Source organism: Paraplanobispora takensis, from assembly GCF_016863195.1.
GTDB lineage: Bacteria > Actinomycetota > Actinomycetes > Streptosporangiales > Streptosporangiaceae > Planobispora > Planobispora takensis.
On record NZ_BOOK01000002.1, the window covers coordinates 41,070 to 55,276 of the forward strand.

Annotated in this window: 10 protein-coding genes; 7 read left to right on the plus strand and 3 right to left on the minus strand. The window is 70.9% G+C overall.

Annotation, left to right across the window (positions count from 1 at the left end):
- The first annotated feature begins 100 nt into the window (after window positions 1-100).
- Window positions 101-2,068 (plus strand): glycoside hydrolase family 15 protein, encoded by a 1,968-nt coding sequence (locus Pta02_RS01875; protein WP_239129327.1) that lies wholly within the window; start codon window positions 101-103, stop codon window positions 2,066-2,068.
- On the opposite strand, the gene Pta02_RS01880 is transcribed toward Pta02_RS01875, so the two are convergent.
- Window positions 1,980-3,467, minus strand: coding sequence for an MFS transporter (locus Pta02_RS01880; RefSeq protein ID WP_203872872.1), 1,488 nt, complete (start codon window positions 3,465-3,467; stop codon window positions 1,980-1,982). The genes Pta02_RS01875 and Pta02_RS01880 overlap by 89 nt on opposite strands.
- Window positions 3,464-6,223 (minus strand): cation-translocating P-type ATPase, encoded by a 2,760-nt coding sequence (locus tag Pta02_RS01885; protein ID WP_203872873.1) that lies wholly within the window; start codon window positions 6,221-6,223, stop codon window positions 3,464-3,466. The genes Pta02_RS01880 and Pta02_RS01885 overlap by 4 nt, the downstream gene beginning before the upstream one ends.
- Window positions 6,224-6,390: 167 nt before the next feature.
- Here Pta02_RS01885 and Pta02_RS01890 point away from each other — a divergent pair, with 167 nt between their 5' ends.
- The 6 genes from Pta02_RS01890 to Pta02_RS01915 all read left to right on the plus strand — a co-directional run bounded on the left by Pta02_RS01890 (window position 6,391) and on the right by Pta02_RS01915 (window position 13,805).
- Entirely contained in the window at window positions 6,391-6,885 is a 495-nt protein-coding gene (locus Pta02_RS01890; RefSeq protein ID WP_203872874.1) for a hypothetical protein, read from the plus strand.
- A 152-nt stretch (window positions 6,886-7,037) separates the two neighbouring features.
- Window positions 7,038-8,444, plus strand: coding sequence for an amino acid permease (locus Pta02_RS01895; RefSeq protein ID WP_203872875.1), 1,407 nt, complete (start codon window positions 7,038-7,040; stop codon window positions 8,442-8,444).
- Between the two features lie 21 nt (window positions 8,445-8,465).
- Window positions 8,466-9,695, plus strand: coding sequence for an arginine deiminase (locus Pta02_RS01900; RefSeq protein ID WP_203872876.1), 1,230 nt, complete (start codon window positions 8,466-8,468; stop codon window positions 9,693-9,695).
- A 16-nt stretch (window positions 9,696-9,711) separates the two neighbouring features.
- Window positions 9,712-10,713, plus strand: coding sequence for an ornithine carbamoyltransferase (argF, locus tag Pta02_RS01905; RefSeq protein ID WP_203872877.1), 1,002 nt, complete (start codon window positions 9,712-9,714; stop codon window positions 10,711-10,713).
- A gap of 12 nt (window positions 10,714-10,725) precedes the next feature.
- Window positions 10,726-11,694 (plus strand): carbamate kinase, encoded by a 969-nt coding sequence (locus Pta02_RS01910; protein ID WP_203872878.1) that lies wholly within the window; start codon window positions 10,726-10,728, stop codon window positions 11,692-11,694.
- Between the two features lie 110 nt (window positions 11,695-11,804).
- Window positions 11,805-13,805 (plus strand): alpha/beta-hydrolase family protein, encoded by a 2,001-nt coding sequence (locus Pta02_RS01915; protein ID WP_203872879.1) that lies wholly within the window; start codon window positions 11,805-11,807, stop codon window positions 13,803-13,805.
- Here the strand turns inward: Pta02_RS01915 and Pta02_RS01920 are convergent.
- Complete coding sequence (locus tag Pta02_RS01920; RefSeq protein ID WP_203872880.1) at window positions 13,735-13,983, minus strand: hypothetical protein; 249 nt, start codon at window positions 13,981-13,983, stop codon at window positions 13,735-13,737. The genes Pta02_RS01915 and Pta02_RS01920 overlap by 71 nt on opposite strands.
- Window positions 13,984-14,207: the final 224 nt, after the last annotated feature.

Sequence of the window (14,207 nt, forward strand, 5' to 3'; positions counted from 1 at the left end):
CGGAACCTGGCACTCCTCGGGGCCGCTCCCTCACACCTCGCGGGTGATCCCGGCGCCGGGCGGAGGTCCTGATACTGCCATCGCCCGTACGGTGCGCAGAGTGACGGAGGTAGCGGAGATGAGCGGTGCGTACCCGGCCATCGAGGACCATGGGATCGTCGGTGACCTGCAGACGGCGGCGCTGGTGGCCTCCGACGGGACCGTCGACTGGTTCTGCAGCCCCCGCTTCGACTCGCCGAGCGTGTTCGCGTCCCTGCTCGATCACGGCAAAGGCGGATATTTCCGTATCACTCCGGATGTCAAGGACTACGTCACGCGGCAGCTCTACCTGCCCGGCACCGCCGTCCTCATCACGCGCTTCATGACCCCGGAGGGGGTCGGAGAGGTGATCGACTTCATGCCGATCGCCGGCGACACGGCGACCGACCGCCACCTCCTGGTCCGGGTGGTCCGGGTGGTCCGCGGGCAGATGCGCTTCGTCGTCGAGTGCGTGCCCGCCTTCGACTACGCGCGTGGGGACCACCGTACGGAGACGACAGACGACGGGGTGGCGTTCCGCGGCGACGGGTTCGCCGCCAACCTCTCCTTCGTCCGCATACCGGGGCGGGAGGCCGAGGCCGAGATGCGGAGCCACGGGCGGGGCGGCGTCCGCGCCGTCATCTCCGGCGCGGCCGGGGAGAGCGGTGCGCTGATCTTCGAGACCTCCCCCTCCGGCCCGCCGGAGCGGTGGTCGCGGGACGCGGTGCTGGCGATGCTCGAGGACACCCGCGACTTCTGGCGCGGGTGGCTGCGGCAGTCCCGTTACCGCGGGCGCTGGCGCGACATGGTGGAGCGGGCGGCCATGACGCTCAAGCTCATGACGTACGCCCCCACCGGCGCGCTGATCGCGGCCGCCACGGCGGGCCTGCCCGAGCAGGTGGGGGGCGAGCGCAACTGGGACTACCGCTTCACCTGGGTGCGCGACGCGTCCTTCTCCGTCTACGCGCTGCTCGGGCTCGGCTTCGACCACGAGGCGGACGCCTACCTGCGGTGGCTGGGACAGCGGATCCAGGAGGGGAGCGAGCGGTCGTCACCGCTGCAGATCATGTACCGGATCGACGGCGCGTCCGACCTGAGCGAGGAGACGCTCGGCCACCTGGAGGGCTACCGCGGGTCACGGCCGGTGCGCGTCGGCAACGGCGCCGCCACCCAGCTCCAGCTCGACATCTACGGCGAGGCGCTGGACTCGATCTACCTCGCCGACCTGCACGGGATCCCGATCGGCCACAACGGCTGGCGTCACCTGCGCGACACCGTCGACTGGCTCTGCAAGCACTGGGACCAGCGCGACGCCGGGCTGTGGGAGACCCGCGGCGGGCACCAGGACTTCGTCTACGGCCGGTTCATGTCGTGGGTCGCCCTCGACCGCGCCATCCGCATCGCGCGGACCCGCGCCCGGCCCGCCGACCTGGCCCGCTGGACCAGCGCGCGGGACGAGATCTACCAGCAGGTCATGGACCGGGGCTGGAACGCGAAGATGTCGGCGTTCGTGCAGTACTACGACGGTGACGTGCTCGACGCCTCGATCCTGTACATGCCCCTGGTGGGCTTCATCGCCCCCGGCGACCCGATGTGGCAGTCCACCCTGCGCGCCATGGACGAGGTGCTGGTCTCCGACAGCCTCGTCTACCGCTACGACCCGATGGCCTCGCCCGACGGGCTGCGCGGCTCGGAGGGCACGTTCTCGATGTGCACGTTCTGGTACGTCGACGCCCTGGCCCGCTCCGGCCGGCTCGACGAGGCGCGCCTGACGTTCGAGAAGATGCTGACCTACAGCAACCACATCGGCCTGTACTCCGAGGAGATCGGGCCCACCGGGGAGCAGCTGGGCAACTTCCCGCAGGCCTTCAGCCACCTGGCCCTCATCACCGCGGCCGTGAACCTCGACCACCAGCTCGACCACGGCACCGTGCCGGGCGCCGCGGACCACACCGGGGGCTTCAACGGGCCGGCGGTTCCGAGGGTGCTTCCCGCGCGGTCTCCTGCCTCTGCTGACCGGGCAGGAACAGTGCCGCGACGAGACCGATGAGCGTGATCACCACGAGGATGATCAGGGCGGTCGCGAACGGCCGCCCGCCCGGATACTCGACCGCCGCGATGACGGAGCCGGCGAGCGCGACGCCCAGCGACGATCCCAGGTTCGACACGCTCCGCGACAGGCCGGAGATGTCCTCCTGCTCCTCCTCGGGGAAGGCCGACTGGACGACGTTCACCGAGGAGGTCAGCATGGTCCCGATCCCCACCCCCATCAGCAGCAGCCCGGGGACGAAGCCGATGATCGAACCGCCGTCCCGCGCCAGCAGCAGCAGGAGCACCATGCCGGTGGACATGAACACGAACCCCACCCTGATCAGCCACTGCTGCGAGTGCCTGCGCGCGAACCTCTCGGCGGCGGCCGAGGCCGCCAGGACGCCGAGGGTGGCGGGAGTGAGCATCAGACCGGTCTGGATGGCGTTGTAGCCCCAGACCTGCTGCAGGAAGACGGAGATGACGAAGAACGACCCCTGCATGGTGAGCCACTGGATGTTCTGCGTCACCAGCCCGAGGTTGGAGGTCCGGCTGCGGAACAGGCCCGGGGACATCAGGGGTTCCCCGCCCGCCCTCTCCCGCGACCTGATGTGCAGGAAGAACCAGAGCAGGATCAGCGCGCCGACGGCGAGGGCCGGCCACACCGGGGAGATCCCGCCCTTCGGGATCAGTACGGTGCCGCCGATCGCGAAGTCCTCCTTGGCGGAGCCCCAGCCGTAGGTCCCCGACAGCAGGATGCCGAACACCACGAAGAACAGCCCGGCCGCCGAGAGGATCGCGCCGGTCAGGTCGAAGCCCGGCCTGGCCCCCCTCTCCACCGGCTGGGGATCGACGATCTTCCGGGAGAGGAAGATGATCCAGGCGACGACCAGGGCCTGTGCGATGAAGGAGGCGCGCCAGCTGATCGTGCTCGTGATGAGGCCGCCGATGAGCGGGCCGGCCGCCGCGCCCAGGCCCGCGGCCCCGCTGACGACTCCGAAGTACTTGGCGCGGGAGGTGACGTCATCGAAGGCCACGGTGATCAGGATGTAGATGGGCGGGATCATCAGGGCCGACCCGATGCCCTCGAGCAGCGAGTACCCGACGATCATCAGTCCCAGCCCCTGGGAGACCGCGGCCAGGACGGCGCCCGCCCCGTACACCAGCAGCCCGATCCTGAAGCAGGCCTTGCGTCCCAGGATGCCGGTCATCTTGCTGCCGACGATCATCAGGGAGGCCATCGTCAGGGTGAACAGCGTGATCGTCGTCTGGATGCCGGTCACCGTCGTGCCGATGTCGTCGGCGATGGCGGTGATGGCGACGTTCATGTTCGTCGCGGCGTAGCTGGCGATGAACTGCGCCAGCGCCAGCGGCAGGACCATCGACCGCGCGGCGGCCGCCGTGCCGTTCGCGTGACTCACGACGCGCTCACCGCCGTCCCGGGCGTGGGCGCGGTGTGCTCACGCCGCCGCAGTACGGCCTTGTACACCTCGGAGACCGGGATGATGACGGCGGCCACCACGATGCAGATGATCCACTGGGTCAGGCTCATGTCCACCGTCCCCAGCAGCCGGTGGAAGAAGTCGAACCCGCCGGCCAGGACGATCGCCGCCGCCGACACGCCGCAGGCGATGAGGAAGGGCCGGTCGGGCTTGTCACCGCGGCTGAAGATCGACTTGGTCTCCTCCTTCACGGTCATCGAGAAGAAGACGTTGAACAGCGAGAACGTGGTCACGCCCATCGTCCTGGCGAGCTGGTCGTCGTAGGACCGGTCGGCCCACCAGATGACGCCGAGCGTGCAGACGCCCAGCACGAACCCGGCGATGCCCAGCCAGGTGAACAGGCGGCGGTCGAGGATCTGCTCGTCGGCCCGGCGCGGCCGGCGCCGCATGAGACCCTCCGCCGGCGCCCCGTAGCCGAGGCCGATGGCCTGGGAGACCTGCACGGTGAAGTTGATCCAGAGCGTCTGCAGGGGGAGGAACGGCACACCGCTGACGACGTTGAAGATGCTGGCGCCGAGGAAGGTGACGATGAAGCCGATCAGCGTCCCGATCTGGAACTTGATGTACTTCTTCAGGTTGTCGTACAGGCCGCGGCCCATCTCGACCGCTCTGACGATCGTGGAGAAGTCGTCGTCGGTGAGGATCATGGTCGCGGCCTCCTTGGAGACCTCGGTGCCGGTGATGCCCATCGCGATGCCGATGTCGGCCCGCTTGAGCGCCGGGGCGTCGTTCACCCCGTCACCGGTCATCGCCACGACGTGCCCCTTCTTGCGCAGGATGTCGACGAGGCGGACCTTGTGCTCGGGGGCGACCCGGGCGATGACGCCGATGCCGTCGATCTCGCGCAGGGCGGTCTCGTCGTCCATGTCGGCGAAGGCGGCGCCCGTGATCGCGCGCCCGGGGATGCCGAGCTTGTTCGCGATGGCCTCCGCGGTCACCGCGTGGTCGCCGGTGATCATGCGGACCTCGATGCCGGCCTCGCGGGCCCTGGCGATCGCGGCCTTGGCCTGCGGCCGGGGAGGGTCGACGATGCCGACGAGCGTCAGCAGGGTCAGGCCGTCGACCAGGGGGAGCAGGTCCGCGTGCGGGTCGAAGCCGGCGGGGTCGAAGTCCCTGCGGGCGGTGGCCATCACCCGCAGGCCCTGCTCGGCCAGCCGCTGGTTCTCGGCCAGGTACCGCGCCCGGAAGTCGTCCCCGGCGGGGATGGGGCCCAGGGCCGGGTCGAGGACCGCGTCCGCCCTGGCGAGCAACTGGTCCGGTGCGCCCTTCACCAGGCAGCGGATCACCTCGACGCCGCGCTCGTCGGGCATCCGGTGGAAGGTCGCCATGAGCTTGTAGGCCGCGTCGAAGGGCACCTCGGCGACGCGCGGATACTGCTGGCGGGTGGCCCGCGAGTCCAGGCCGCCCTTCTCGGCCAGCACGACCAGCGCGCCCTCCGTGGGGTCGCCGACGAGGGCGCCGTCCTCGACCTCGGCGTCGGCGGCCAGGGCCATCGGCAGCAGGAACTGCTCAAGCGGGACGTCGGGCTGGCCGGCGACCCGCTTGATCGTGCCCTCGGTCGAGTAGCCCGAGCCCGAGATCGTGTACCTGCGGCCGGGCAGCGTCATCTCGACCGCGGTCATCTGGTTCAGCGTCAGGGTCCCGGTCTTGTCCGAGTTGATCGCGGAGGTGCAGCCGAGGGTCTCGGTGGAGCGCAGCCGCTTGACGATGGCGTTGGCCCTGGCCAGCAGCTGCGTGCCCATCGACAGGATGGTCGTCACCACGGCGGGCAGGCCTGTGGGGATCGCCGAGACGGCGAAGGCCACCGAGGCGGTGAAGACCTGGGCGAAGGTGTTGCCGCGCAGCAGGTTCAGCGCCATGGACAGCACGAGCGCGAACCCCGCGATCACCAGGATCTGGTTGGTCAGCTTGGCCAGCTGCCGGGTCAGCGGGGTCTCGGTCTCCTCCTGGGCCTGCAGCATGCCGGAGATGTGCCCCACCTCGGTGGCCATGCCGGTGGCGGTCACCACGAGCTCGCCGGAGCCCCTGGTGACGTTGGTGTTCATGAACGCCATGGTGATCCGGTCGCCGAGGTCGGCCCCGGCGGGCAGCAGCGCGTTCGCGTCCTTGGGGACGGGCGTGCTCTCCCCGGTCAGCGCGGACTCGTCGATCTCCAGGGTCGCGCCCCGGATGATGCGCCCGTCCGCCGGGACGAGGTCACCGGCCTCGACGGACACGATGTCCCCCGGGACGAGCTGCTCGGCGGGGATCTCCGACAGGGCGCCGTCCCGCCGGACCTTCGCCTTGACGATCATCATCTTCTGCAGGGCGGAGACGGCCGCCGCCGCCTTGCCCTCCTGGCGCAGGCCGAGGAAGGCGTTCAGCAGGGTCAGGGCGATCAGGACGATGGCCGTGCCGTACTGCTTGAGCGGGTAGAGGCTGATGAGGCCGGCGACCAGCAGGACGATCTGCATGGGATCGGCGTACTGGCGCAGGAAGGCGCGCCAGGCCGGCTCCTGCTTGGCCTCGGCGAACTTGTTGGGACCGTACCGCTGCGTGCGCGCGCCGACCTCGCCGGCGCTGAGACCCTGGGCCGGTTCGACGTTCATGGCCTTCAGCGCCTCGGGAACCGGAACTGCGGAGAAGTCGGCCGGGGCCGGAACGTCCAGCCCCTGACCCGTTGCGGACGGTGTCATCGGTTCCTCCCATCACCACTGGGCGCGAGTGTGCTGTCCGGAATCTCACCCGGGCGTCACCCGGCAGGGGTGAGCCCTCCCGTTCGCCGGGACGGTGAGAGTGCCCGGTGGGAAGGCTCGGCCCGGCGAGCCCGGCGGGCGGCGGTGTCTGGGAGGGGCGGCTTGTCGTGCACGAGGTCCAGAGCGGGCGGGAGCAGGCGGACTACACGGGGGCCGTGTACGGCTCGCTGCTCGCCGCCTCGGTCGTCGTCGGGGCCAGTCCGGGCAAGAACGACACGCCGGGAGTGGCCGTCGGTGTGCTGATCGTGGCCACCGGGCTCGTCTTCTGGTTCGCGCACGTCTACGCCAGGCTGGTGGGCGAGCGCCGGTACGGCGAGCGGCTGACCTGGGCCCACACGCGCCGGGTGGCCAGGGCCGAGCGCCCGCTGGCCGAGGCCGCGCTCCCGCCCGCGCTGGTGGCCGTGCTGTGCTGGGCGCTCGGCGCCTCCAGCACGACGACCGGATGGATCACGCTGGTGACGGCGCTGGCCGGCCAGGTGGTCTGGGCCACCGTCGCCGGCGTCAGGGCCGGCATCGGGCGGAACCTCGTCGTCGCCTTCGCGGTGGGCAACCTGTTCATCGGGATGATGATCGTCGTGCTCAAGGTGGCCCTGACGCACTGACGGCCTGACGCACTGACGGCCTGACGCACTGACGGGACGCATTCGGCGGCACGGCCGGTTCTCACCCGGCCGGGGTGAGGTCGCGGGCCCGCCGCGCGGAAATGGTTCATGCGGCGGAGGTTCGCCGGCACGGCGCATCGGAGGGCAGGACCATGGCAGAGGCCGAGACGACGGACAGAACCCCCACCCCCAAGGCATCGGGCACCTTCGGCCTCTCCCAGGCCACGGCGCTGATCCTGGGGAGCATCATCGGGGTCGGCATCTTCAACCTGCCCTACTCCCTGGCGTCCTTCGGTCCCATCAGCATCGTCGCGATGGCGGTGACCACGGTCGGCGCGCTGGCCCTGGCGCTGATGTTCGCGGCGCTGTCGCGCCGGCTGCCCGCCGACGGCGGGCCGTACGCCTACGCGCGGGCCGCCTTCGGCAACGGGGTCGGGTTCGCCAACGCGTGGTCGTACTGGATCACCGCCTGGGCGGGCAACGCCGCGATCGTCACCGGCTGGGTCTACTACGTCGAGCACTTCGTCAACAAGGACGGCGTGGTCGTCTGGTCCATCCTGATCGCGCTGGTCGGCCTGTGGGTGCCCGCGGCCGTCAACCTCTCCGGGGTGAAGAACATCGGGGCCGTGCAGGTATGGACGACGGTCATCAAGTTCATCCCTCTGGCGATCATGTCGACCGTCGGCCTCTTCCTCGTCAGCACCGACAACTTCCAGCCCTGGAACGTCAGCGGTCAGAGCAACCTGCAGGCGATCGCGGGCGCCATGGCCATCTGCCTGTTCAGCTATCTGGGCGTGGAGACGGCCGCGGTGGCGGCGGCCAAGGTGCGCGACCCGGAGAGGAACATCCCCCGCGCCACGGTGTTCGGCACGCTGGCCAGCGCCGTCGTCTACCTGCTCTCCCTGACCGCGGTCTTCGGCACCGTGCCCTCCACCGTGCTGGGGGAGGAGGCGAACAAGGCCTCGTACTCGGTGGCGGCCAACGCCATGGCGGGCGGCGGGACCTGGGCCGGCGACCTGGTGGCGCTGGCGGTCATCGTCTCCGGCTTTGGGGCGCTGAACGGGTGGACCATGATCTGCGCCGAGATGCCGCTGGCCGCGGCCCGCGACGGGCTCTTCCCGGAGAGCTTCGGGAAGATCTCCGGCCGCGGCGTGCCCGCGATCGGGATCATCGCCTCGACCGTCCTGGCCTCCCTCGCCATGGTGATCAGCTTCATGGGGGCCAGCGGTGCGACGGTGTTCAACACGCTGGTCCTGATGACCGGGATCACCGCGGCCATCCCGTACGGCTTCTCGGCGCTGGCGCAGATCCGGTGGCGATGGCGGGACAACCGGCCCGTCCACACGCCCAGACTCGCCCGTGACCTGACGGTGGCGGTGCTGTCCCTGATCTTCTCCGTGTTGTTCATCTGGTACTCGCGCAACACGGGGGAGACGGCCTGGTACCTCGTCTGGGGTCCCTTCCTCATGGCCGCCGCCGCGTTCCTGCTCGGAATCCCGGTCTATCTCCGGATGCGCAACCGGATGACCAGCCCGGGCCCGGTACCCCCCTATCACTGACCTCGAAGGAGACGAAAGGTCATGCCCTTCCACGTGGATTCCGAGATCGGCCGGCTCCGCCAGGTCATCCTGCACCGGCCGGGGCTCGAACTCAGCAGGTTGAGCCCGGCCAACGTCGACGAGCTGCTGTTCGACGACGTCCTGTGGGGCAAGCGGGCCCGTGAGGAGCACGACGCCTTCGCGCAGGTGCTGCGCGACCGCGGGGTGACGGTGCACTACTTCGACAAGCTGCTGGCCCAGGTGCTCGACAACCCCAGCGCGCGGGACTGGGTGCTCGACCGCGTGCTGACCGACGACACGGTGGGACCCACCCTCGTCGAGCCGCTGCGCTGGCTCGCCCAGGAGGTGGAGAGCGAGCGGCTGTCCGAGCTGCTGATCGGCGGTGTCATCAAGGCGGACCTGAGCAGGTTCAACGTGAGCGGCCTGCGCTGGGAGCTCATGAACGCCGACGACTTCCTGCTGACGCCGCTGCCCAACCACCTGTTCCAGCGTGACAACTCGGCCTGGGTCTACAACGGGGTCAGCATCAACCCGATGGCCAAGGCGGCCAGGGCGCGCGAGTCGGTGCACAGCGCCGCGATCTACGAGTTCCACCCGATGTTCGCCGGCGGGGACTTCCACATCTGGTACGGCGCCGGCGGGGTGGGGCATCAGCCCGCCACCCTGGAGGGGGGCGACATCCACGTCCTGGGCAACGGCGTCGTGCTGATCGGGCTGGGCGAGCGCAGCACGGCCATGGGCATCGAGAACCTGGCGCGCGCGCTGTTCGCGGGCAAGGGGGCGAGCAAGGTCATCGCGGTCGAGCTGCCGCACTCGCGGGCGATGATGCACCTCGACACGGTCATGACGATGATCGACGTCTCGACCTTCGTCATGTACCCCTACCTCGACCCGGACCTGCGGTCGTGGACGGTGCTGCCGGCCCGGGACCCGGAGCGCCCCGGCGGGCTGGAGATCGTCCGCAACGGCGACTTCTTCGAGACCCTCGCCGAGGCCCTGGGGGTGGACCGGGTCACGGTGCTGCGCACGGACGAGGACCTGCGGGCCGCCCAGCACGAGCAGTGGGACGACGGCAACAACTTCCTCGCCGTCGAGCCCGGCGTCATCGTCGGCTACGAGCGCAACGTCACCACGAACACCTACCTGCGCAAACACGGCATCGAAGTGATCACGATCGAGGGAAGCGAGCTCGGGCGGGGTCGCGGCGGGCCGCGATGCATGTCGTGCCCGATCGAACGAGACCCGGTTTAGGAGCTGAGCAACCGCCATGACCTTCAACCTGCACGCGCGCAACTTCCTCAAGGAGCTCGACTTCACCTCGGCTGAGTGGAAGTACCTGCTGGACCTGGCCGCGAGCTTGAAGCAGGCCAAGTACGCGGGACTCGAACGGCCCCGGCTCACCGGCAAGAACATCGCGATCATCTTCGAGAAGACCTCCACGCGCACGCGCTGCGCCTTCGAGGTCGCCGCCCACGACCAGGGGGCGCACGTCACCTATCTCGACCCCGGGGGCTCGCAGCTCGGGCACAAGGAGTCGGTCGAGGACACCGCCCGGGTGCTGGGGCGGATGTTCGACGGCATCGAGTACCGCGGCTTCACGCAGGAGCACGTCGAGACGCTGGGGCGGCTGGCCGGCGTGCCCGTCTGGAACGGCCTGACCGACGAGTGGCACCCGACGCAGACGCTCTGCGACATGCTCACGATGCGCGAGCACAGCAGCAGGCCCGACCAGGAGATCACGTTCGCCTACTGCGGGGACGCGCGCAACAACATGGGCAACTCCCTGCTCGTGGCCGGGGCGATGATGGGGATGGACGTCCGGATGGTCGCCCCGCGGTCGCTGTGGAACCACGACGACGTGATCAAGCAGGCGCAGCAGATCGCCGAGGGGACCGGCGCGCGCATCTCGCACACCGAGGACGTCGCGCAGGGGGTGTCCGGCGTCGACTTCATCTACACCGACGTCTGGGTCTCGATGGGCGAGCCCAAGGAGGTGTGGGACAAGCGCATCGAGCTGCTGCGCGCCTACCAGGTGAACACGGAAATGATCAACGCCACGGGCAACCCGCACGTGCGCTTCATGCACTGCCTGCCCGCCTTCCACGACCGCAGGACCAAGGTCGGCGAGGAGATCTTCGAGAAGACCGGGATGGAGGCCCTGGAGGTCACCGACGAGGTCTTCGAGTCCCCCCGCTCGATCGTCTTCGACCAGGCCGAGAACAGGATGCACACCATCAAGGCCGTCATGCTGGCGACCATGGGCGCGTAGGGGAGGGACGTCATGCGCATCGTCGTGGCCCTGGGCGGCAACGCCCTGCTCGAACGCGGCCAGCGTCCCGACGCGGCCGTGCAGCAGGCCAACGCGGTGCGGGCCGTGCACGCGCTCGCTCCGCTGGCCGAGCGGCACGAGCTCGTCCTCACCCACGGCAACGGCCCCCAGGTCGGCCTGCTGGCCCTGGAGAGCGCGGCCGACACGAGCCTGACCGTGCCCTACCCGTTCGACGTCCTGGGCGCCCAGACGCAGGGCATGATCGGTTACTGGCTGCTCCAGGCGCTGCAGAACTCCCTGCCCGGCCGCCAGGTGGTGGCGCTGATCAACCAGACCCTCGTCTCGGCGGCCGATCCGGCCTTCACCGCGCCCACCAAGTTCGTCGGCCCGGTCTACGACGAGCGCACGGCCCAGGAGTTCGCCGCGAGCCGGGGCTGGAACGTGGCCCGCGACGGCGACTACTGGCGCAGGGTCGTGCCCTCGCCGTATCCGCAGCGCGTCGTCGAGACGCGGCTGATCCGCCAGCTGCTCTCGACGGGAGCGGTCGTGGTGTGCGCGGGCGGCGGCGGGGTGCCGGTCATCCGCAACGAGGAGGGCAAGCTGCAGGGCGTCGAGGCGGTGATCGACAAGGATCTCGCCACGGCGAAGCTGGCCGAGTCGCTGGAGGCCGACGCGCTCCTGCTGCTCACCGACGTGTCCGCCGTACAGCGCGGGTACGGCACCGCCGCCGCGGAGGCCATCAGCCGGGCCACCCCGGCGGCGCTGCGGCGGGAGGACTTCCCGGCCGGGTCGATGGGGCCGAAGGTGGAGGCGGTCTGCCGGTTCGTCGAGGTCACCGGCGACCTGGGCGCCATCGGAGCGCTGGAGGACGCCGTCGCGATCCTCGACGGCAAGGCCGGCACCGTCGTCACCCCGGGCGGCGACTACGGCGGCGCCGAGGATCTCAAGCCCGGCCTCTGGGTGCGCCCGGACCGGTCCTGACCGCCGGACCGGTCCTGACCGCCGGGCCGGATCCGTCCCGGAGCCGTCGCGTCCCGTGATCACCCGTCCGTCTCGCCTCCGGAAGCGGGGGGTACGAAGTGGGGAACGTCATGCCCGATGTGTTCAAGCGGGTCGTCAGGGCCGACATCGAGACCGCCGAGGCCGCGGGCCTGCTCGCGGCGGTGGGCAGCGTGGGCCCGTCCTTCCAGCCCGGTCTGCTGCCGCGTACGACCCGTGACCAGGCGGTGATCACCGGCGTCGTCGCGGCGGCCAACTACGGGCTCACGGTGACGGCCCAGGAGGGCATCACGGCGGTGGCCCGCCGCCTGTCCGGATCGCGGCGCCGGGCGGGTGCCGCGACCTTCGCCGCCAACCTCGGCGCCGCCGGCGCCGGGGCGGTCGTGCAGCGCCTCTTCGCCCAGCGCCCCGGGGAGTCGCTGGCCCGCGCCGCCGTCCGGGCGGCCGGCTGGCGGCTGATCACCGGAGGGGTCGCGGGTGCGCTCACCACGGGTGCCGACGGGCTGGTCCGCAGGCTGACGGGGGAGCGCACCGTGGGCCGGGTGAACGTCTGGACCGTGCTCGGGGCGGGCACGGCAGTGGGCGCCGGGCTCTACTTCTGGCAGCGCCGGGCCGTGGCCGGCCAGGAGGAGCAGGGGAAGGCGGACGCCCCCTCCGGGGAGCACGGGCACGGCGAGCTGCTGGGCAGGCGCGCGATCCTGGTGGGGGCCGTCATCTCGGGCTCGATCACGGCGGCCTCGCGGGCCGAGTCGGCGGCGGCCTCGATCGCCGCCCGGGGCGTCCGGTGGGCGGCCCCCTCGCTCGCACCGTTCAGCCTGGCGGCCGGGAACATGATCGTCAGGAGCCTGGTCGGGTACGCCGCCTACCGCGGCGCCCGCCTCGTCTACCACCGCCTGGAGGAGGCGGGCACGGTGATCGAGCCCGCCTACGACACGCCGCCCTCGTCGCGGTGGGTCAGCGGCGGGCCCGGCAGCCTGGTCGACTGGGCGGACTTCGGGCGGGAGGGCCGCCGGTACGTGAACATGGCGCTGACCGCCGGGGAGATCGAGGAGGTCACCGGGGCGACCGGCACGAAGGACCCGATCCGGGTGTTCGTCGGCCTCGCCTCGGCCGCCACGGCGACCGAGCGGGCCGACCTGGCCATGCGGGAGCTCGAACGCCTGGGCGCCTTCGACCGCGGGGTCATCGCCTACTTCTCGCCGACGGGCACCGGCTACGTCAACTACATGGCCGTCGAGACGGTGGAGTACCTCACCGGCGGCGACGTCGCCTCGGCCGCGATCCAGTACTCCGTACGCCCCTCCTACCTGTCCCTGGACAGGATCAAGACGGCCTGGGAGGACAACCTCGCCTTCCTGACCGCCATGAGCTGGAAGCTGCGCTCCATGCCGCCGGAGCGCCGCCCCCGGCTGCTGCTGTTCGGCGAGAGCCTCGGCAGTCACGCCGCCCAGAACGTCTTCCTGCGGCAGGGCGCCAGGGGCATGGACCTGCTGATGATCGACCGCGCCCTGTTCGTCGGGACGCCCTTCGCCTCCGCCTGGCGGCGCGCGTGGCTGGACGACCCCGCGGAGTGCGACCCGGAAGGTCGCATCGTGGAGGTCGCGTCGTACGACGAGTGGCTCGCGCTCCCGCGGGAACGGCGGGAGAGGACCAGGATCGTCCTGCTCACACATGACGAGGACCCGATCCCCAAGCTCGGGCTGCCGCTGCTGATCCAGGCGCCCGAGTGGCTGGGTCCGCCCGACACCCGCAGGCCCGGGATCCCGCGGGGGGCCACCTGGCGGCCGTTCGTCACCTCGGTGATCACCTTCGTCGACCTGCTGAACGCCAACCGGGTCGTCCCCGGCAGGCTGGAGGCCCTGGGCCACGACTACCGGGCGGACCTGTCGCGGTTCATCCACGCCGCCTTCGACCTGCCCGCCGGGCCCGGCACGCTGGCGAACATCGACAAGGCGCTGGGGGAGCGCGAGCTGGCCTGGGCCCGCCGCAGGCAACTGGGTGAGAGCCTGCGGCCGGCTGCGGTCAGCGCGGTCCGCCGGCGGGCCGGCCGTCCCCCGGCTCGTCTCGGATCCCCTCCTTCTTCAGGTACCTGACGATCTCCGCCCAGGCCTCCTCGTCCACCTCGACCCCGCGATCGTGGGATCCGGCGGGGTCGGGGGGCCGCACGTCCGCGACCTGGGAGGCGGCGGCCCGGGCCCGGCGGCGCCGGCGCAGCACGATGATCACAGCGGTGATGACGGCGACGATCAGCAAGCATGTGAACAGGGTCAACACGATCACCTCCACCGGCGGATGGACGCCGGGTGGCCCGGGGCCGGCGACCCGGCCGCCACGGCCGGTCGCGCTATGGGGAGAGCATCGCGCCGGTGACGCGCCGGTGAATCACCCATGAGGGATGAGAGGTGAAGATTCGGCGCAGCTGACGACCGCCGGCACCCTTTCGCCCGGGAAGGGTGAGCCGGGCGCCGGGGAGAGGAGGTTGCGTATGATCCCGG

Bases quoted from the DNA above. Each gene is read 5' to 3' on its own strand.
- Pta02_RS01885 (WP_203872873.1), bottom strand. From the start codon at position 6,223: ATGACACCGTCCGCAACGGGTCAGGGGCTGGACGTTCCGGCCCCGGCC.
- Pta02_RS01895 (WP_203872875.1), top strand. From the start codon at position 7,038: ATGGCAGAGGCCGAGACGACGGACAGAACCCCCACCCCCAAGGCATCG.
- Pta02_RS01900 (WP_203872876.1), top strand. From the start codon at position 8,466: ATGCCCTTCCACGTGGATTCCGAGATCGGCCGGCTCCGCCAGGTCATC.
- argF (WP_203872877.1), top strand. From the start codon at position 9,712: ATGACCTTCAACCTGCACGCGCGCAACTTCCTCAAGGAGCTCGACTTC.
- Pta02_RS01910 (WP_203872878.1), top strand. From the start codon at position 10,726: ATGCGCATCGTCGTGGCCCTGGGCGGCAACGCCCTGCTCGAACGCGGC.
- Pta02_RS01915 (WP_203872879.1), top strand. From the start codon at position 11,805: ATGCCCGATGTGTTCAAGCGGGTCGTCAGGGCCGACATCGAGACCGCC.